Source organism: Flavonifractor sp. An112 (assembly GCF_002161085.1).
GTDB classification, from domain to species: domain Bacteria; phylum Bacillota; class Clostridia; order Oscillospirales; family Oscillospiraceae; genus Flavonifractor; species Flavonifractor avicola.
The window spans coordinates 17,846-36,432 of sequence record NZ_NFLU01000013.1; the positions used below are offsets into that span (position 1 = coordinate 17,846).

Annotated in this window: 23 protein-coding genes; 14 read left to right on the top strand and 9 right to left on the bottom strand. The window is 60.0% G+C overall.

Going from position 1 to position 18,587, the window contains the following annotated elements:
* The first annotated feature begins 70 nt into the window (after positions 1–70).
* The 10 genes from hisZ to hisE are packed head-to-tail and all read left to right on the top strand — an operon-like array spanning position 71 to position 6,743.
* On the top strand, positions 71–1,240 hold the full coding sequence (gene hisZ, locus B5E56_RS11450) for an ATP phosphoribosyltransferase regulatory subunit (protein ID WP_087187999.1): 1,170 nt from the start codon (positions 71–73) through the stop codon (positions 1,238–1,240).
* Complete coding sequence (hisG, locus tag B5E56_RS11455; RefSeq protein WP_087188000.1) at positions 1,237–1,878, top strand: ATP phosphoribosyltransferase; 642 nt, start codon at positions 1,237–1,239, stop codon at positions 1,876–1,878. The genes hisZ and hisG overlap by 4 nt, the downstream gene beginning before the upstream one ends.
* The gene (gene hisD / locus B5E56_RS11460) at positions 1,875–3,149 is read left to right on the top strand and encodes a histidinol dehydrogenase (protein ID WP_087390220.1); all 1,275 of its coding nucleotides are present in this window, start codon (positions 1,875–1,877) and stop codon (positions 3,147–3,149) included. The genes hisG and hisD overlap by 4 nt, the downstream gene beginning before the upstream one ends.
* 12 nt (positions 3,150–3,161) lie before the next feature.
* On the top strand, positions 3,162–3,737 hold the full coding sequence (hisB, locus tag B5E56_RS11465; RefSeq protein WP_087390222.1) for an imidazoleglycerol-phosphate dehydratase HisB: 576 nt from the start codon (positions 3,162–3,164) through the stop codon (positions 3,735–3,737).
* A complete protein-coding gene (gene hisH, locus B5E56_RS11470) occupies positions 3,737–4,345 on the top strand; it encodes an imidazole glycerol phosphate synthase subunit HisH (protein WP_087390224.1) in 609 nt (202 codons plus the stop codon). Before hisB ends, hisH begins: the two co-directional genes overlap by 1 nt.
* On the top strand, positions 4,342–5,064 hold the full coding sequence (gene hisA / locus B5E56_RS11475; protein ID WP_087390226.1) for a 1-(5-phosphoribosyl)-5-[(5-phosphoribosylamino)methylideneamino]imidazole-4-carboxamide isomerase: 723 nt from the start codon (positions 4,342–4,344) through the stop codon (positions 5,062–5,064). The genes hisH and hisA overlap by 4 nt, the downstream gene beginning before the upstream one ends.
* Entirely contained in the window at positions 5,058–5,813 is a 756-nt protein-coding gene (gene hisF, locus B5E56_RS11480) for an imidazole glycerol phosphate synthase subunit HisF (protein WP_087188005.1), read from the top strand. The genes hisA and hisF overlap by 7 nt, the downstream gene beginning before the upstream one ends.
* Positions 5,814–5,835: 22 nt before the next feature.
* Positions 5,836–6,078, top strand: coding sequence for a hypothetical protein (locus tag B5E56_RS11485; RefSeq protein WP_087188006.1), 243 nt, complete (start codon positions 5,836–5,838; stop codon positions 6,076–6,078).
* 9 nt (positions 6,079–6,087) lie between these two features.
* Positions 6,088–6,417: a phosphoribosyl-AMP cyclohydrolase gene (gene hisI / locus B5E56_RS11490; protein WP_087330507.1), complete on the top strand. Its 330-nt coding sequence runs from the start codon at positions 6,088–6,090 to the stop codon at positions 6,415–6,417.
* Positions 6,414–6,743: a phosphoribosyl-ATP diphosphatase gene (gene hisE / locus B5E56_RS11495; RefSeq protein ID WP_087188008.1), complete on the top strand. Its 330-nt coding sequence runs from the start codon at positions 6,414–6,416 to the stop codon at positions 6,741–6,743. The genes hisI and hisE overlap by 4 nt, the downstream gene beginning before the upstream one ends.
* A 58-nt stretch (positions 6,744–6,801) precedes the next feature.
* Here hisE and B5E56_RS11500 read toward each other — a convergent pair whose 3' ends face one another.
* Positions 6,802–7,026 carry a helix-turn-helix domain-containing protein gene (locus B5E56_RS11500; protein WP_087390229.1) on the bottom strand — a complete coding sequence of 75 codons (225 nt, stop codon included), beginning with the start codon at positions 7,024–7,026 and terminating at the stop codon, positions 6,802–6,804.
* Positions 7,027–7,130: 104 nt separating this feature from the next.
* Here B5E56_RS11500 and B5E56_RS11505 point away from each other — a divergent pair, with 104 nt between their 5' ends.
* Entirely contained in the window at positions 7,131–7,379 is a 249-nt protein-coding gene (locus B5E56_RS11505; RefSeq protein WP_087390232.1) for a hypothetical protein, read from the top strand.
* 22 nt (positions 7,380–7,401) lie between these two features.
* On the opposite strand, the gene B5E56_RS11510 is transcribed toward B5E56_RS11505, so the two are convergent.
* The 3 genes from B5E56_RS11510 to B5E56_RS11520 are packed head-to-tail and all read right to left on the bottom strand — an operon-like array spanning position 7,402 to position 9,554.
* Positions 7,402–7,935, bottom strand: a complete 534-nt coding sequence (locus tag B5E56_RS11510) for a peptidoglycan-binding domain-containing protein (RefSeq protein ID WP_242958955.1) — start codon at positions 7,933–7,935, stop codon at positions 7,402–7,404.
* Positions 7,932–9,152, bottom strand: a complete 1,221-nt coding sequence (locus tag B5E56_RS11515) for a peptidoglycan-binding protein (RefSeq protein ID WP_087390236.1) — start codon at positions 9,150–9,152, stop codon at positions 7,932–7,934. The genes B5E56_RS11510 and B5E56_RS11515 overlap by 4 nt, the downstream gene beginning before the upstream one ends.
* A gap of 12 nt (positions 9,153–9,164) precedes the next feature.
* Positions 9,165–9,554: a spore cortex-lytic protein gene (locus B5E56_RS11520; protein ID WP_087188012.1), complete on the bottom strand. Its 390-nt coding sequence runs from the start codon at positions 9,552–9,554 to the stop codon at positions 9,165–9,167.
* 128 nt (positions 9,555–9,682) lie between these two features.
* On the opposite strand from B5E56_RS11520, the gene B5E56_RS11525 reads away from it, so the two are divergent.
* Positions 9,683–10,315, top strand: coding sequence for a redox-sensing transcriptional repressor Rex (locus tag B5E56_RS11525; RefSeq protein WP_087188013.1), 633 nt, complete (start codon positions 9,683–9,685; stop codon positions 10,313–10,315).
* Positions 10,312–11,424, top strand: coding sequence for an S-layer homology domain-containing protein (locus B5E56_RS11530; RefSeq protein WP_087390239.1), 1,113 nt, complete (start codon positions 10,312–10,314; stop codon positions 11,422–11,424). Before B5E56_RS11525 ends, B5E56_RS11530 begins: the two co-directional genes overlap by 4 nt.
* Positions 11,425–11,461: 37 nt before the next feature.
* On the opposite strand, the gene B5E56_RS11535 is transcribed toward B5E56_RS11530, so the two are convergent.
* The 3 genes from B5E56_RS11535 to B5E56_RS11545 are packed head-to-tail and all read right to left on the bottom strand — an operon-like array spanning position 11,462 to position 13,940.
* Entirely contained in the window at positions 11,462–13,312 is a 1,851-nt protein-coding gene (locus tag B5E56_RS11535; protein WP_087390242.1) for a heavy metal translocating P-type ATPase, read from the bottom strand.
* 33 nt (positions 13,313–13,345) lie between these two features.
* Positions 13,346–13,564, bottom strand: a complete 219-nt coding sequence (locus B5E56_RS11540) for a cation transporter (protein ID WP_087390245.1) — start codon at positions 13,562–13,564, stop codon at positions 13,346–13,348.
* 13 nt (positions 13,565–13,577) lie between these two features.
* Positions 13,578–13,940 (bottom strand): ArsR/SmtB family transcription factor, encoded by a 363-nt coding sequence (locus B5E56_RS11545; RefSeq protein ID WP_087266504.1) that lies wholly within the window; start codon positions 13,938–13,940, stop codon positions 13,578–13,580.
* Between the two features lie 164 nt (positions 13,941–14,104).
* On the opposite strand from B5E56_RS11545, the gene B5E56_RS11550 reads away from it, so the two are divergent.
* Positions 14,105–14,560, top strand: a complete 456-nt coding sequence (locus tag B5E56_RS11550; protein WP_087266502.1) for a pyridoxamine 5'-phosphate oxidase family protein — start codon at positions 14,105–14,107, stop codon at positions 14,558–14,560.
* A gap of 48 nt (positions 14,561–14,608) precedes the next feature.
* Here B5E56_RS11550 and B5E56_RS11555 read toward each other — a convergent pair whose 3' ends face one another.
* Together B5E56_RS11555 and uvrA are read right to left on the bottom strand one after the other, a co-directional pair.
* A complete protein-coding gene (locus B5E56_RS11555; RefSeq protein ID WP_087328972.1) occupies positions 14,609–15,553 on the bottom strand; it encodes a 3-hydroxyacyl-CoA dehydrogenase in 945 nt (314 codons plus the stop codon).
* A 186-nt stretch (positions 15,554–15,739) separates the two neighbouring features.
* Positions 15,740–18,565, bottom strand: coding sequence for an excinuclease ABC subunit UvrA (gene uvrA / locus B5E56_RS11560; protein WP_087328974.1), 2,826 nt, complete (start codon positions 18,563–18,565; stop codon positions 15,740–15,742).
* Between the last annotated feature and the right edge of the window lie 22 nt (positions 18,566–18,587).

The following is an 18,587-nucleotide window of genomic DNA, read 5'->3' on the forward strand; positions in this document are numbered from 1 at the left end:
CGCACTTGACAAAATTGGGATGCTATAGTATATTAGCGTGGTAAAGTGATAAAGCAAAGGGCGTGATCCCATGAAATTCAACATCAACACCCCCGAAGGAACCCGGGACCGGCTGTTTGCCGAGTGTCAGGAGCGGCGGCAGGTCCAGGCTAAGCTAACCCGCCTGTTCCGTCAGCGGGGGTTTCTGGAGGTCTCCACCCCGGAGACCGAGTTCTATGATCTCTTTGCCCGGTCGGGCAGCGCTATTCCCCAGGAGCGCATGATCAAAGTAGGGGACCCCAGCGGTAAGTTCTGCGTCATGCGGCCCGACTCCACCACCCCCATTGCCCGGGTAGCGGCCACCAAACTGAAGGCGGTGGCCATGCCTCAGCGTCTGTACTACGATCAGACAGTGTATCGCGCCAACCCCGCCCACAACGGCGGCAGCCGGGAGATTCCCCAGTGCGGGGTGGAGCTCATCGGTGCAAAAGGGAAGAAGGCGGACGTGGAGATCATTGTTACCGCCATTGATGCCCTGCGGTGCTGCGGAGCCCCCAAGTTCCATGTTGAGCTGGGTCACGCCGGGTACTTCCGGGAGCTGGCCGGTCGGCTGGAATTGGAGAATTCCGCCGTGGAGGAGATCCGGGCCCTCATCGAGGGCAAGAACTTCGCGGCCCTGAAGGATTTCCTGGAACCTTACCGGGGCAACCCGGCCTGTGCCGCCCTGGAACAGCTCAGCCGCCTCTTTGGCGGGGTGGAGGTGCTGGGTCAAGCAGAGAAGCTGGCGGGGAAGACCCCGGCGGTGGACTACCTGTCCGAGCTGTATGACGAGCTGTCCGCCGCGGGCTACGGCCCCTATATCCGCTTCGATCTGGGCATGGTCCACCAGATCGACTATTACACCGGCGTAGTCTTCCGGGGCTATGTGGAGGGCGCGGGAGACGCCGTCCTCTCCGGCGGTCGGTACGATAACCTGGTGGGTATCTTTGGCCGGGAGGCCCAGGCCACCGGCTTTGCCGTGGATGTGGACGCGGTGGCCCGCACCCTGCCTGAGATGGTGCTGCCGGTGCTGCGCACCGTGGTCCACTATGAGCCGGGCTATCTGGCCCAGGCCCTGGAGGCGGTGGATGGCCGCCCTGCCGGTACCTGTGAGCTGTCCCCCTGCCGGACTTTGGAGTCCAGCCTGAATCTGGCCCGGGACAAGGGCGCGGAGATGGTGCTGGTTTTGGATAAGGACGGAGAAAGGACGGTGCGGGTATGAGTGAGCGGCTGAAGATCGCCATTACCAAGGGGCGGCTGCTGGACAAGAGCATGGAGCTCTTTGAGGGGGCCGGGCTGGATTGCTCCCCCATCAAGGACCCGGGCCGCCGTCTGGTCCACTGTGTGCCCAACTACCCCCTGGACGCGGTGCTGGCCAAGGCACCCGACGTCATCACCTATGTGGAGCATGGGGTGTGCGACCTGGGCATCGTAGGGAAGGACACCATCCTGGAGAAGGGAGGCTCCTTCTACGAAGTGCTGGACCTGGGCTTCGGCAAATGCCGGTTCGCCCTGGCCGTCAAGGCGGGGAGCGACTTCTATGGTACCTACAAGACCCGGCGCATCGCCTCCAAGTACCCGGAGGTGACCCGTGCCTTCTTTGCAGGCAAGGGTATGGACGTGGATATCATCAAGATCGAGGGCAGCGTGGAGCTGGCCCCCATTCTGGGCCTGGCCGACGCCATCGTGGATATCGTGGAGACGGGAGCCACTCTGAAGGCCAACGGCCTGGTTCCCATCGAGGATGTGGCGCCGGTGTCTGCCCGGCTTATCGTGAATACCGCCAGCATGAAGCTGTACAAGAATCAGATTGAAGACTTTATCGCCCGTTGTGAGGGAGAATTGGAGAAGCGGACATGATTCAGATCGTAAAAGCAGACGGCGCGGCCGAAAAAGCGGTTATCAGCGCCATGAAGGCCCGAGCGGCCCAGGCAAACCAGGCCATTGACGCGGCGGCAGCCGAGATCATGGAGACGGTCCGGGAGAAGGGTTTTGAAGCGGTGCGGGACTATTCTCTCCGCTTTGATAAGGCTGAACCCCGTGAGATCTCCCAGGAGGAGCTCCAGGCGGCCTATGACCGCTGCCCGGCGGACCTGATTTCCGCCCTGGAGCGGGCGGCGGCCAACATCAAGGATTACAATGAGAAGCTGCTTACCCATACCATGGAGTGGACTTCCCCTGACGGGGGCGTGGTGGGCCGGGTGGTCCGTGGCCTGACCCGGGTGGGAATCTATGTGCCCGGCGGCACGGCAGCCTATCCCAGCAGTGTGATGATGAATGCGGTGCCTGCCAAGGTGGCCGGGGTGGAGGAGATCGTCATGGTGACGCCCCCCACCGAGAACCTGAACGACGCGGTGCTGGCTGCCGCCAAGATCGCCGGGGTGGACCGGGTCATCGCCGTAGGCGGCGCCCAGGCGGTGGCGGCTCTGACCTATGGCGCGGGCTTCATCCCCCGGGTGGATAAGCTGGTAGGCCCCGGCAACGCCTTTGTGGCCTCCGCCAAGCGGCAGGCCTACGGCAAGCTGGACATCGACATGGTGGCAGGGCCTTCCGAGATATTGATTATCGCAGATGGCAAGGCCAACCCCAAATTTGTAGCCGCCGACCTGCTGAGCCAGGCGGAGCACGACAAGCTGGCCTCCGCCGTGCTGCTCACCGATTCCATGGAACTGGCCCAGGCGGTGGACGCTGAAATTATCCGCCAGACTGGCTATCTGGACCGTTCTGAGATCATGGAGTGCTCCCTGCGGGACTTTGGCTGCGCCATCGTGTGCGATAGTCTGGCTGACTGCGTCGCCTTGGCCAACGAGGTAGCCCCGGAGCACTTGGAGATCGTCACCGAGGACCCCCGGGCCCTGCTGCCCTCTATCAAGAACGCCGGTGCGGTGTTCCTGGGCGCCTGGTCCCCGGAACCTCTGGGGGACTATCTGGCCGGACCCGACCATGTGCTGCCCACCAGCGGTACCGCCCGGTTCTTCTCGCCCCTCAGCGTGGACAGCTTCCTCAAGACTATGAGTGTCATCCAATATGACGAGGCCAGCTTGGGTCCCATTAAGGAGCAGATCATCACCCTGGCCAATGCGGAGCATCTCACCGCCCACGCCAATTCCATCAGGGTGCGGTTTGAGTAAAGGAGAATGACCATGAGAACAGCCCAACTGACCCGCACCACCAAGGAGACCGATATCCGTCTAACCCTCTCTCTGGAGGGAGGAGGGGTGGACGTCCACACCGGCATCGGCTTTTTCGATCATATGCTGACGGCTTTCGCCTTCTATGGTGGGCTGGGCCTGGAACTCTATGTCCAGGGCGATCTGGAGGTGGACGGGCACCACACCGTGGAGGATGTAGGCATCGTGCTGGGCCAGGCTATGAAGGAGGCATTGGGGGACCGGAAGGGCATCCGACGGTTTGCCTCTGCCTTCATCCCCATGGATGAGGCCCTGTGCTTCACCGCCCTGGATTTCTCCAACCGGCCCTTTCTGGTGTTTGACGCCGAGATGCCTCAACCCATGATCGGGGCCTATGACTCCTGTCTTACCGAGGAGTTTATGAGGGCCTTCGCGGTGAACAGTGGATTAACTTTACATATGAAGTGCTACTACGGAAAGAACGCCCACCACATTACTGAGGCCCTGTTCAAGTCCCTGGGTGTGGCGGTCAAGGAGGCCGTGCAGATTACCGGTACCGGGGTCACCTCCACCAAGGGGGTGCTGTGATGGGTTATACCGCTATCGTGGATTACGGCGTGGGTAATTTGAAGAGCGTAACTAACGCCATGGACTACCTGGGCCTGAAAACCTGTATCACCAGCAATCCAAAGGAGCTGGAGCTGGCCGACGCCATCATCCTGCCTGGTGTGGGAGCCTTCCCCGACGCGGCGGATAAGCTGCGGGGGACCGGTCTGGACCAGGTGCTGGTGGCCCAGGCAGAACGCAAACCCATCCTGGGCATTTGCCTGGGAATGCAGCTGCTCTTCGACCGGGGTGAAGAGGTGCGGGAGTGTAAAGGACTTGGACTTGTACCTGGCTGTGTCCGTAAGATTGAGACCAATCTTAAGCTGCCCCACATCGGCTGGAACAGCCTGAGCTACCCCAACCCGTCTCCGCTGTTTGCTGGGGTGGAGGAGGGTAGCTACGTCTACTTTGTCCACTCCTTCTGTGGCGTGGCCGCTGACCCGGCCACCGTTATCGCCCAGACCGACTACGGTATCCCGGTGGTGGCGGCGGTGCAGAAGGGCAACGTGTACGGCTGCCAGTTCCACCCGGAGAAGAGCGGCGAGGTGGGCTTGCAGATTCTGAAAAACTTCGGAGGGCTGAACAGATGATCTTATTTCCCGCCATTGACTTGAAAGATGGTAAGGCTGTCCGCCTTTACAAAGGAGATTTCGCAACGGCTCACCAGGTGGCGGATGATCCGCTGGCGACTGCAAAGGCCTTTTATGACGCCGGGGCCCGCCATATCCATATGGTGGACCTGGACGGAGCCCGCAGTGGAGCCCGGCAGAACGGCGCCATCGTGCAGGCGGTGGCCCAGAACTCTGGCCTGGAGGTGGAGCTGGGGGGCGGTATCCGCTCTATGGCCGACCTGGAGGAGGTCTTTGCCCTGGGAGTTTGGCGGTGCGTGATCGGCTCCGCCGCCGTCAGCCATCCGGAGTTTGTAAAAGAGGCGGTTGCCAAGTATGGCGAGCGCATTGCCGTGGGCATTGATGCTATGGACGGCATCGTCAAGACCGCCGGATGGGAGCAGTCCTCCGGCCTCAACTACCTGGACTTCGCCAAGTCCATGGAGGCGATAGGTGTAAGGACGATTATCTTTACAGATATCGCCACCGACGGGATGTTGTCCGGCCCTTCTTTTGACCGGCTGGCTGCGCTGCAAGCGGCGGTAAGCTGTCAGATCGTGGCCTCCGGCGGGGTATCCTCCAACGGAGACCTGTCCAAGCTGAACGGCATGGAGTTGTACGGAGCCATCATCGGCAAGGCCTACTACGCCGGAACGGTGGACCTGGCACAAGCGGTAAAGGAGGCGGGGGAGCAGTGTTAGCCAAACGAATCATTCCCTGCCTGGATGTGCGGGACGGCCGTGTGGTGAAGGGGGTCAACTTCGTCAATATCCGAGACGCCGGCGACCCGGTGGAGCTGGCCAAATACTATTCCGATCAGGGAGCTGATGAGATCGTCTTTCTTGACATCACCGCCACCAGTGATGCCCGGGATACCGTGGCCGACGTGGTAGAACGCACCGCCGCTCAGGTCTTTGTCCCACTAACCGTGGGGGGTGGCATCCGTACTCTGGAGGACTTCCAGCGGCTGCTGCGGGCAGGGGCGGACAAGATCTCTGTCAACTCCGCCGCCGTGGCCCGGCCTGAACTGATTTCCGAAGCGGCGGAGCGGTTCGGTTCCCAGTGCGTGGTGCTGGCGGTGGACGCCCGGTCCCGGGGAGACGGCACCTGGGAGGTGGTGGTGGCCGGAGGCCGCAAGCCCACCGGCATGGACCTCATCGAATGGGTGAAGAAGGGCGAGGCCCTGGGAGCGGGAGAGATTTTGCTCACCTCCATGGACGCAGATGGAACCAAGGCTGGTTTTGATCTGGCCATGACAAAAGCGGTCACCAATGCGGTATCCATCCCCGTCATTGCCTCCGGTGGCTGCGGTAGCCTGGCCCATTTTGCGGAGGTATTTGAAGAGACCGGGTGCGACGCGGCCCTGGCAGCCTCTTTATTCCATTTTGGGGAGTTGACAGTGCCCCAGGTAAAGGAGTATCTTGAAACCAGACAGATCCCGGTGCGATAACTCACACAAGGGGGAAGATGGTATGCTGGATAATATTTTTGATCTGGTGTCCGATCTGATCGGAGAAAACAATGTCAATCAGTTGACTGGAAAGCGATTGCCGGGCGGGAACCAGATGCGGAAACCGGTCAAACAAAGACCGGCCACCAGCCGACCGGCGTCTCGCACATCGGCGGGGCAGACCAAGCTGACCGCCCGCCGGGACCGGCGGGGAGGAGAAGATCCCTGGGACTGGAAAGAGGAGAAGCCGCCCTGGGAGTTTTGAGGTGATAGTATGCTGGATCTGGACCTTTTGTTTCAGAAATCCGATTTGATCCCCGTCATCATCCAGGACGCGGATACCAAAGATATTTTGATGCTGGGCTTTACCAACAAAGAGGCGGTAGAGTTGACCTTAAAGACCAAAACCGCGTGGTTCTGGTCCCGCAGCCGCCAGAAACTGTGGAACAAGGGCGAGAGTTCGGGCCACTTCCTCCATGTGAAGAAGATGGTTACCGACTGTGACACCGACACCCTGCTCTATCTCTGCACCCCGGAGGGCCCCACCTGCCATACCGGAGCACGCAGCTGCTTTTTTAACACGATTTGGGAGGAAACACCATGAGCGATACCATTTTACAGGACCTGTACCAGGTGGTGCTGGGCCGCAAGAGCGATCCCCAGGAGGGGTCCTACACCTGCTACCTGTTTGATAAGGGCCTGGACAAAATTCTGAAGAAGGTGGGGGAGGAGTGCTCCGAGACCATCATCGCTGCCAAGAACGGCAAGCAGGAGGAGACGGTGGGGGAGATCTCCGACCTCATCTACCACCTGATGGTGATGATGGCCGACCAGAACATCCCCCTGGATGCGGTGCTGGCCGAATTGGAGCGCCGCAGCCATAAGATCGGCAATCTGAAACAGATGAAGACAGTGGACCACGAGACCTGATAAGATGTAATGATTACAAAACCGGGTCCTGCCGCCATGGACGGCAGGACCCGGTTTCTTATTTTGCGCGTTCGTAAGGGCTGCTGATGTTGGTGCGGCCCAGAATATAGTCGGTGGAGGTGTGATAGAAGTCGGCCAGCGCCATCAAATGAACCACCGGGATAGTCTGAAAACCACGCTCATAGCGGGAGTACACTGTCTGGCTGATGCCCAGCACCTCGGCAATATCCTTTTGATACAAATCCCTGTCCTCCCGCAGATCACGCAGCCGCTGAAAATACATTGCTCTGCCTCCTTGTAATAGTACTTATGAATACTATTGACAATACAACAGGTTCTCATTAGAATGTTTGATACAGTACTTATAAGTACTAAAAGGAGGACGTGATGGAACTATATCAGGAAATATTGGCTCACATCCTACAGAATACGACCGTGTGCATATCCTTTCCAGAGCTAAAATGTGACATTAGTGCACTGGTAGAACAGGAGTGTTATCAGGCCTTACAAAAAATCCAGGCGATCCTGAGGGACGATCGCCTGGATGATGCGGAGTGTTTTCAAAAAATTGAAGAAATCGTGTGTGTAATTGAGAATTTAGGCGGTGGTTGTGGAACCAGACACGATTTTGGATAAAAGGTGCGATATTAGCTCTCCTTTATTTTTGCCCGTAGGTAACGAACAGAGTATACAGCCGGCTGATGGTATTCCAGCTGTCCTGATCCAGTACGCCGGTCTGGGGCCGGCCGTCCAGTTGCTGGACCCAGCGGATATTATGCTGAGTGGCGGTATCGTTCTGGCCGGTGACCGGAGCAGACTGGATGCCGTTCAGCAGCCGGGCCAGGGCTCGGAACATGGACTGAACCAGATAGAGATGGACGCTGTCCTGGTCAGGCTTTACAGTGAAATCTCCCTGGGGGTAGCCCCGGAAGGGGAGCGGACCGTTCAGCCGGGCCTTGGCTTGGAGGTAGAGGGCGGCAATGGCGTCCCAGGTGGCCTGGTCCACCCGACCGGTCACCGGCGGGAAAAATTCCCGCTGAAAGAGCATAACGGCCTCCAGAGTGCGCTCCCCAAAGACCCCATCTGGAGTGAGCCGCGGCAGAAAGTCGTAGAGGAAGGACAGCTCCCGCAGCATGGTTTGCAGGCTGCGGACCGGTTGGCCGATCAGGCGGATCTCTTGAGGCACAATCATGCGGATACTCCTCTCTCATCGGCGGAGCCCAGGGTCATGGGCTGGCCGGGGTACTGAGTCAAGCCGGTGGCCTGGCTTTCGGGCAGGTCGGGGCGGAATTGCTCCGGGATTACATTGGTGTAGGTCTCCACCGTGTCCACGATGCCGGCGTACAGCCGGTAAAGGGCGGCCCAGGTCTGGGGACCCATGATGCCGTCCTGGGGCAGGCCGGCCATGCGCTGCACTGCGATGACAGCATTTTTTGTGGCGGGACCGTAGATGCCGTCGATGGCCACCCGGGGGATATTGCTGTAGAACTCCGACACCACCGACAGCACATATTGTACGGTCCGTACAGAATCACCTCTGGCGCCCTCGGCCAGCACGTTGGGGAAGGGCTGGCTTCCGCTGCCGGGGTAATAGGTCTGCCCCTGACTGATGAGCTCTGCCAGATCCAGCACCCCCACATAGAGGAACACCATCTTGTACCAGGTGGAATTGCCCACGATGCCATCGGGCGTCAGGTCAAAGATGGACTGGAATTTCTTGACCGCCGCCTCGGTAGCGGGACCAAAGACCCCGTCCACCGGGTAGACCTTGGGAATGGCGGGGTAGTCCCGGGAGATACGGTTGAGCATGACCTGGATGCGCTGGACCGCCTCGCCTCTGTCTCCCCGGCGGATAGGATAGCCGGGGTAGGAGTAGCGGATGCCCTGGACCGGGGCGTTGGTCACCAGCTCAATGTTATCGCCGTAGTAGGAGCGCAGGATGGTCATATAGTCCGCCCCCTGTTCCGCCATGGCCTGGCTGCCCCACTGGGACAGCCCGTCACAGGTGACGGTGGTGCCATTGCAGAATTTGGCGGCCAGAGGCTCTACAAAGCCGATGCGCCGTATGTAGGAGTTGAACATCTCATCCACCAGCTGGCTGATATTTTCAAAGATGTTACGGTCCTTGATAAATTTCTGGTCGTAGGCGGTGGAGGAGGTGATATTGAAGGGGTAGCCCCGGCTTGGGTAGAACTCGGTGTATACCCGGTTGAGGGCGAAAGAGATGATGGCCAGGATGTTGGCCTGGAGGGCGGCGGGCTCCCAGGTGGGGTAGATCTCGCTGGAGGCCACGTTTTTCACATACTCCGGAAAGGATACCGTCACATTCTCCGCGCTGGAGCCCGGCGGGCCCAGATGAACGGTGATGTATTGCGGCACATAGGGGGTAATGGGCAGCGATTCTGGCATGGTATCCCTCCTTTACAGATTCTGAGGCGGTACGTTGACCGGGTCCTCCGGCAGCAGAGTGGCAGACTGCTCCGGCAGAGGGATGAGCTCCAGCTCCTGCAAGGTCTGGGTACCGGCAAAGATCTGGACGTTCTCCACCACCAGCAGTTCATAGCCCGGGGACTCAGCCCAGATATCACATACGGCAAAGGGAGTGACGGTGCCGGGAGACTCGCTGGCTGAGGCGTCAGGCGTTTCTACCTGAACCGGTGTGGTGCGGCCATTGGCGTCGGTGACCCGCAGGGCCAGCAGGGTGTGGCGGCCTTCGGTGCCCCGCTGGGTAAAAGCTACGGTGGCGCCTGCCACCGGGATCTGGGCCCGGGACGTAAATACCCGGGTCAGAATGGTTCCTGTTGCGGCCAAGTTGCATTCCTCCTTTTCTTTCCACTCTATGCCGTCAACGGAGGAATTGCCCGTGAGGCGTTGACATCGGGGCCGGTTTTGAGTAAACTGAATAGGAAAGATATCCTCTGGAACGAGTGTGATGGCGCATGAGAAAGCAAAAGGTGTCCAGTGCGGTGATTCGGCGGCTGCCCCGGTATTACCGCCATTTGACGGACCTGCATACGGCCGGTGTGGAGCGTATTTCATCCAGTGCTCTGGGCCGCTCCATGGGATTGACAGCCTCCCAGATCCGGCAGGATCTGTCCTGCTTTGGGGAATTTGGCCAGCAGGGATATGGTTATAACGTGGAGAAACTGCGGGATGAGATCTCTGATATCCTGGGTATGAACCGGGGACATACGGCGGTTATTCTGGGCGCGGGCAATCTGGGCCGGGCCCTGATGGAGAACTTCCACTTTGAGCGCTCGGGTGTGGCGCTGGCCGCGGCCTTTGACGTGGCCCCGGAGATCGTGGGCCAGACTCGCTCTGGCGTGCCCATTTATCATGTGGATCGGCTGGAGGAGTATCTGGTGGAGCATCCGGCCAGCATCGGTGTATTGACCGTGCCCCGGAGCGTTGCCAATACCACCGCCAGTCGGCTGGTGCGAGCCGGTGTACGGGGTATCTGGAATTTTACTAACAGCGAGCTGACGGTGGAGGCGCCGGGCGTGGTCATTGAAGATGTTCACTTTGCGGACAGCCTGTTGGCCCTCAGCTATATGATCTCGGAGGACGCATGAAAAAAGCAGCGGCAATCTTGCTTGCCGGGGTGATTCTGGTGAGCTGCGGGGCGGTGGTAGCCGCCGACCAGTCTTTGGTGAGCAAAAGTTATGTAAATGGTACGTTTACCGATGAGGCCCTGAAGCAGGCGGAGCAGCGGGTGGAGGAATTGACGGCACCTGTCTATAATCAGGCGCTGAACCAGCTCAACAGCGAGCATTCCGCATATTTGGCCCAAGCAGGCGGAACGTCCGGACTCAATGACCTGCGCTTTAAAAAGGGCGATGTGCTGACCCTTACCTCCGGCTCCGGCGTGATGCTGCTGGCAGGAAGTGCTACGGCCTCCGGTGGTGTGCTGGTGGATACAACGGCAGGCAATACGGTGGCCTCCGGCAGTGGGCTGACTGCCCGCCACCGCTGTCTGGCAGGGGAGAGCGCCGCTGTGGCGGTGACTGTGACCTCTGATACCGCAGTCCTCTGTCTGGAGGGGAGCTATACCCTCTCCGCCAGCGGAAACGTAGATTATAACGCTATGGCTGACGGCCTGACTAAGATGGGCCTTCTGAAGGGCACCGGCGCCACCTACGGCTCCGGCTATGAGCTGGAGCGCCAGCCGGTCCGGGTGGAGGGCCTGGTCATGTTCATTCGCCTGTTGGGGGAGGAACAGGCCGCCCTGTCCAGTACGGCAACCAATCCCTTTGTGGACAGCCCCAGTTGGGCCGACCGCTATCTGGCCTATGCCTATGAAAAGGGCTACACTACCGGCATTGGTACCAACGCCGCCGGTCAGCTGGTCTTTGCCCCCAACAACACCATTACGGCAGGGGAGTATATGACCTTCGTGCTCCGGGCGCTGGGCTATTCCGAGACTGGCACCAATCCTGACTTTACCTGGCAGACTGCCATGGAGGCGGGGGTAACGCTGGGTGCCATCCGTCAGAGTGAACGCACTATGCTGGAGAGCGGCACCTTCCTGCGGGCCCAGGTAGTCTATCTGTCGGTGTGTGCCCTCTCGGCTCCCACCAAGGACGGCGGAATCCTGCTGGACCGCACTGCCTCCAACGGCGGGTATGACAAGGCCGCCATGCAGACCGTGCTGAACGAGGTATCCACCCTGCGTCTGAGTTAAATACACAAAAAACGCGAGCCTTACGGCTCGCGTTTTTTTATTGCTTGGCGGTGCGCATGGCCCGCATGGCGTTGAGAATGGCGATGACCGAGACGCCTACATCGGCAAAGACGGCTTCCCACAGATTGGCCAGGCCCAGGGCACTGAGTACCAGCACCAGCAGCTTTACCCCCAGGGCAAACACGATGTTCTGACGGACAATAGCCAGAGTGCGGCGGGCGATGGCAATGGCCTGGGCCAGCTTGGAGGGCTTGTCGTCCATGAGGACGATGTCTGCCGCCTCGATGGCAGCGTCGGAACCCAGGGCACCCATGGCAATGCCCACATCCGCCCGGGAAAGGACGGGGGCGTCGTTGATACCGTCTCCCACGAAGGCCAGGGCCCCCTTGGGGGACACCTCTTTCAGCAGTCCCTCTACCCGGTCTACCTTGTCAGTGGGGAGGAGCTGGGTGTGGACCTCATCCAGCCCCAGCTGGGCGGCTACCGCCTCGCCAACCTGCTTGGCATCGCCGGTGAGCATCACGGTTTTGTGCACCCCTGCCGCCTTCAGTGCGGCGATGGCCTGCTGGGCGTCCGGCTTTACCTGGTCGGAGATGACGATGTGCCCCAGATAGACCCCGTCGGCGGCCACATGGACCGTGGTGCCCACATGGTGGCAGGGGTGCCAGGTGACGCCGATCTCATCCATCAGTTTGTCGTTGCCGGCGCAGATCACTTTGCCGTCCACCACAGCCTTGACGCCCCGGCCGGACAGCTCTTCCGCCTGAGTGACCCGGCTGCGGTCGGGCAGCTGGCCCCAGGCCTCCAGCAGAGAGCGGGAGATGGGGTGATCGGAGGAGGCCTCTGCCAGGGCGGCCAGCTCCAGTAGTTGGCTCTGGTCACAGTGATCGGGATGAATAGCGGTGACGTTAAAGGCTCCCTGGGTCAGGGTGCCGGTCTTGTCAAAGACCACGATCTCCGTTTTGGCCAGCACCTCCAGGTAGTTGCCTCCTTTGACCAGAATACCGGCCCGGGAGGCCCCGCCGATGCCGCCGAAGAAGGAGAGCGGCACCGAGATCACCAGGGCGCAGGGGCAGGATACTACCAGGAAATTGAGCGCCCGCTGAATGGAATCCAGCCAGCTCACCTGGGTGAAGAGGGGAGGCAGGAGGGCCAGAGCCACGGCAGCCAGCACCACAATGGGGGTATAGTACCGGGCAAAACGGGTGATGAAGTGCTCCGCCTTGGCCTTTTTGCTGCTGGCGTTCTCCACCAGGTCCAGGATCTTGGATACGGTGGACTCCTCAAAAGCCTTGGTGACCTGAACTTTCAGCAAGCCGGACAGGTTGACACAGCCGGAGACCACATCGTCGCCGGGCTGGACCTGGCGGGGGAGGGACTCGCCGGTGAGGGCGGCGGTGTCCAGGGTGGAGGTTCCCTCCAGCACCACGCCGTCCAGGGGAATCCGCTCCCCAGCCTTGATCACAATGGCGTCTCCCACAGATACTTCCTCCGGGTCCACCTGATGCAGCTGGCTGTCCACCTCGATGTTGGCGTAGTCGGGGCGGATATCCATCAGAGCCGCGATAGAGGTGCGGGACCGGTTGACCGCATAGCTCTGGAACCACTCTCCAACCTGATAGAACAGCATAACAAAGACGGCCTCCGGGTATTCGCCGATGGCAAGTGCGCCGATGGTGGCCAGGGCCATGAGGAAGTTCTCGTCAAATACCTGCCCGTGGGCGATGTTGCGCACCGCCCGCCACAGCACATCCCAGCCGATGACGGCATAGGGGACCAGAAAGACCGCCAGCTCCGCCCAGCCGGACAGGGGAAGCAGTACAGCCCCAACAAACAGCACCCCGCTGGCCAGAATGCGGATGAGCATCCGCTTTTGCTTTTTGGTCATGATCCATCTCTCCTTTGCACACAGATGACAGGATTAGAACACAATGGTGCAGTCGGGCTCCACCTTTTTGCAGACCTTGGCGGCCTGCTGGAGAATCTCGTCGAACCGGGCGTCGTCGGCGTCCAGGGTCAGTTTCTGGGTCATAAAGCTGACGGTGGCGCTGTTCACCCCGTCCAGCTTGCGAATGGCGTCCTCCATCTTGGCGGCGCAGTTGGCGCAGTCCAGATCTCTCAGCTTGAATGACTTTCTCATCGTAAAACTCCTCTCATTCCGCAATGTGTTCCATGCCCTGGCCCAGAATGGTGCGGACATGGCCGTCCGCCAGGGAGTAAAACACGGTCTTGCCCTCCCGGCGGTATTTCACCAGTTTGCTCTGCTTCAAAGCCCGCAGCTGATGGGAGATGGCGGACTGGGTCATGCCCAGCAGCTTGGCGATGTCGCACACGCACATCTCCGACTCAAAAAGCACATACAGGATCTTGATGCGGGTAGAATCCCCAAAGATCTTAAACAGCTCTGCCAGATCGTAGAGGATCTCATCTTCCGGCATGGTGCGCTCCACTTTATCCACGATCTCCTGGTGGACGTGGCTGTAATCGCACCGTTCCACGCCGTTGCTGTCTGTCATGGCGACCATCCTTTCTAATAACATATGAGCTATTGTTCATATGTTATTATATACTTGCTCGGCAGGATGTCAAGAGGGAATGGAAGTTTTTCTTGCGATGGGGCTCGGGCGGGGGTATGATGGGGGAGAGAACAGGCCCTTGGGGCCGGAAGGGACGGATAGATATGAAGCGAGATGATGGACGGGATGTGGGCCTGGAGGCCCTGGACCGGTGCGAATATATGGTGTTGGCGGTAAACGACGTTGAGGGGCTGCCCTATTGTATGCCGCTTAACGGCGTTCGGGTGGGGGAGGCGGTCTATTTTCACTCCAGGCTGGGGGGAGAAAAGCTGGACTGCCTGAGACTCCACCCCCAGGTCTGCCTGACGGCTGTAGGCCATCAGCGGGTGGTGCAGGCGGCCTACGAGACGGAGTTCACCAGCGCCGTAGCCCGTGGGACCGCCCATGAGGTGACCGACCCGGAGGAGCAGAAGGCAGCTCTGCGGGCCATCTGCAAAAAATATGCCCCCGACTGCCCGGAACGGGTGGAGGAGGTCATTGAGAAGCACCTGCCCCGCACCGCGGTGTGGCGGATTGATTTGGAGCAGGTCAGTGGACGGGAACGACTTTGTAAGGAATGAAAAAAGGGGCGCCGCGAGATACGCGGCGCCCCTTTTGTGTACGAATGCTTATTTATACTTGTAGAATCCCTCACCGGCGTTGATGCCCAGCTTACCGGTGTCAATGTACTCCTCTTTCAGCCGCTTGGCCATTTTGCCGTAGGTGGTATTGGGGTCGGCGGCAGCAGGATTGTTGGTGAGGATATTGTAGGCCGTGGTGATACCCACGATGTCCAGGATGCGGAAGGGGCCCATGGGGGCGCCGGTAGCCAGCACCCAGGTCTTGTCGATGGTCTCGAAGTCGGCGATATCCTCCGCCCACAGGCTCTGGGCTGCCATCAGGAAGGGGACCAGCATGGAGTTGAGCAGGTAGCCGTTTTTTTCCTTCTTCAGACGCAGGGGCACCATGCTGATATCCGCGGCAAACTGGGCAACTTCTTCGTAAGCGGCCGGGTCGGTGCCGGGGTGGCCCATGACCTCCGCGGTGTTCTGCTTCCAGATGTTGTTGGCAAAGTGGAGCGCCAGGTACTTCTCCGGCCGGCCGGTATACTGGGCCAGGGAAGAGGGGAGCAGGGTGGAGGTATTGGTGGCCAGGATGGTTTTTTCCGGCAGCAGAGGAGCCAGTTTCTGATAGAATTCGATCTTTTCCTGGGGAACCTCTGCCAGGGCCTCAATGACCAGGTCGGCGTCCTTCACCGCCCCGGCCAGGTCGGTGGTCAGGGTCAGGCCGGTCAAAGCTGCGTCCGCCTGGGCGATCAGCCCGTCGATCTCCTCCGGAGTGTAGGTGCGGCTGTTGTCCAGCAGACCGGGACTATAGGGGCCAGGGGTGGACTTGGCGGCAGTGAGTTCCGCCACATAGATGTCGTGAAGCCTCTGCAGCTTGGGCTGGGCCCGGCCGATGGAGGCATCGCTCCTCAGCCAGATGGTGACGTGAAAGCCTTTGTAGGCGGTCTGGTAGGCGATTTGACTGCCCAGCACGCCGCCGCCGATGAGAACCACATTCTGAATGCTCATTACGCTGCCTCCTGTTAAAAAATTCACGTTTATATAATGAACTAAATAGTTTAGCTAATGATAGTATAATACAATAACGGTGTTTTGTCAACGCTGTTCCGCTCAAAAGGCAAAAAAACAGGCACACTGCCTATAGCAGTGCGCCTGTTTTTTGTTCATCACAATGGGCTGTCAGCTCTCCTGAGGTCACTCCAGCATCCGCTTCAGATACTGCCCGGTGTAGGAGGCGGGGCACTGGGCCACCGCCTCGGGGGTACCGGTGGCCACAATAGTACCGCCGCCGGAGCCGCCCTCGGGGCCCAGATCAATGACGTGGTCGGCAGTCTTGATCACGTCCAGATTGTGCTCGATGACCACCACGGTGTTGCCCGCGTCCACCAGCTTCTGAAGTACCTCGATCAGCTTATGCACATCGGCGGTGTGAAGGCCGGTGGTGGGCTCGTCCAGAATATAGATGGTCTTGCCGGTGGAGCGCTTGGCCAGCTCAGTGGCCAGCTTGACACGCTGGGCCTCGCCGCCGGACAGTTCGGTGGAGGGCTGGCCCAGCTTTACATAGCTGAGACCCACCTCGTAGAGGGTCTGGAGCTTGTTGTACAGCCGGGGCAGGTGCTCGAAGAAGGGGAGGGCCTCCTCCACCGTCATATCCAGCACCTCATAGATGTTCTTGCCCTTGTAGCGTACCTCCAGGGTTTCCCGGTTGTACCGCTTTCCCTTACATACCTCGCAGGGGACGTAGATATCAGGAAGGAAGTGCATCTCGATCTTGATGAGACCGTCGCCCTGGCAGGCCTCGCACCGTCCGCCCCGCACATTGAAGGAGAACCGACCGGGGCCGTAACCTCTGGCCTTGGCGTCGGGGGTGGAGGCGAACAGGTCCCGGATGTCGTTGAAGAGGCCGGTGTAGGTGGCCGGGTTGGACCGGGGGGTGCGGCCGATGGGGGACTGGTCGATGGCAATGATTTTGTCCAGATATTCCTCGCCTTCGATGGACTGGTGCTTGCCGGGGCGGGTTTTGGCCCGGTTCAGGTCGGCGGCCAGCCGCTTATAGAGGATCTCGTTGACCAAGGAGGATTTGCCGGAGCCGGATACGCCGGTGACACAGGTGAAGGTGCCCAGAGGAATGGACACATCCACATTTTGCAGGTTGTTCTCCGCCGCGCCCTTGACCGTGAGGAAGTGGCCGTTACCGGTCCGCCGCTCCGCCGGAACGGGGATTTTCTTCCGGCCGGACAGGTAGTCACCGGTGATGGAGCCGGGGGTATTCATCACCTCTTCGGCGGTGCCGCAGGCCACCACCTGGCCGCCATGGACGCCTGCGCCGGGGCCGATGTCTACGATATAGTCGGCCTGACGCATGGTATCCTCGTCGTGTTCCACCACAAGCAGGGTGTTGCCCAGGTCACGCAGGTGCTTGAGTGTGGCCAGCAGCTTGTCGTTGTCCCGCTGGTGCAGGCCGATGGAGGGCTCGTCCAGGATGTAGAGCACCCCCATCAGGGAGGAGCCGATCTGAGTGGCCAGGCGGATACGCTGGCTCTCGCCGCCGGACAGAGTGGCGGCGGCCCGGCTCAGGGTCAGATATTGCAGGCCCACGCTCTGAAGGAAACCCAGCCGGTTCTTGATCTCCTTCAGGATGCGGTCGGCGATGAGCATTTTCTGATCGGAGAGCTCCAGGTGGTCCACAAAGTCCAGTGCTTCGGTCACGGACTTGCGGCAGAAGGTGTCGATGTTGATGCCCCCCACGGTGACGGCCAGAGCCTCCTTCCGCAGGCGCTTGCCGCCGCAGTCGGGGCAGGGGCGTTCGCCCATGCAGTCCTCCAGATCCCGGCGCATGGCGTCAGACTGGGTCTCCTTATAACGGCGTTCCAGGTTGTTGATGATGCCCTCAAAGGGCTGCATCAGGGTGCCGTGGCCGTTTTCCCGCTCATAGGTCAGCTTCAGCTTTTCCCCCCTGGTGCCGTAGAGGATGATATCCATGATCTCTGCCGGCAGGTCTTTGATAGGGGTGGTCAGCTTGAAGTTGTACTTCTTGGACAGAGCCTCAAAATACATCCGGGAAATGGAATCCCCCTTGATGTTGTTCCAGCCGGAGGCGGTGATGGCCCCCTCCAGAATGGACAGTTCTTTGTTGGGGATGATAAGGTCCGGGTCCACCTTCAGCTGAGAGCCCAGGCCGGTACAGGTGGGGCAGGCGCCGAAGGGGTTGTTGAAGGAGAACATACGGGGGGACAGCTCCTCGATGGAGATGCCGCAGTCCTCGCAGGCGTAATTCTGGGAGAACATGATATCCCGGTCCTCGCCCACAATGTTGATGACTACCAGGCCGCCGGCCAGGTTGGAGGCGACCTCTACCGAGTCGGTGAGCCGGCGGGCGATGTCCTCCTTGATGACCAGCCGGTCCACCACGATCTCGATGTTGTGCTTCTTGTTCTTGTCCAGCTCGATCTCTTCCGTCAGGTCGTACAGGGAGCCGTCCACCCGGCAGCGGACGTAGCCCGACTTGCGGGCGTCCTCCAGCAGCTTCTGGTGGGTGCCCTTCTTGCCGCGGACCACCGGGGCCATGACCTGAATGCGGGTGGCCTCGGGCAGCTCCAGCACCTGGTCAATGATCTGGTCGATGGTCTGCTGCTTAATCTCCTTGCCGCACTTGGGGCAGTGGGGGGTACCCACCCGGGCCCACAGCAGACGGAGATAGTCATAGATCTCGGTGACGGTGCCCACGGTGGACCGGGGGTTTTTGGAGGTGGTCTTCTGGTCGATGGAGATGGCGGGGGAGAGACCGTCGATGTAATCCACGTCAGGCTTCTCCATCTGTCCCAGGAACATCCGGGCATAGGAGGACAGGGACTCTACATAGCGTCGCTGTCCCTCGGCATAGATGGTGTCAAAGGCCAGAGAGGACTTGCCTGAGCCGGACAGGCCGGTGAGTACCACCAGCTTGTCACGGGGGATGTCCACATCGATGTTTTTCAGATTGTTGGCGCGAGCGCCTTTGACGGAAATATGGTCGAGCATGGTTCAGGTACTCCTTTGGAAG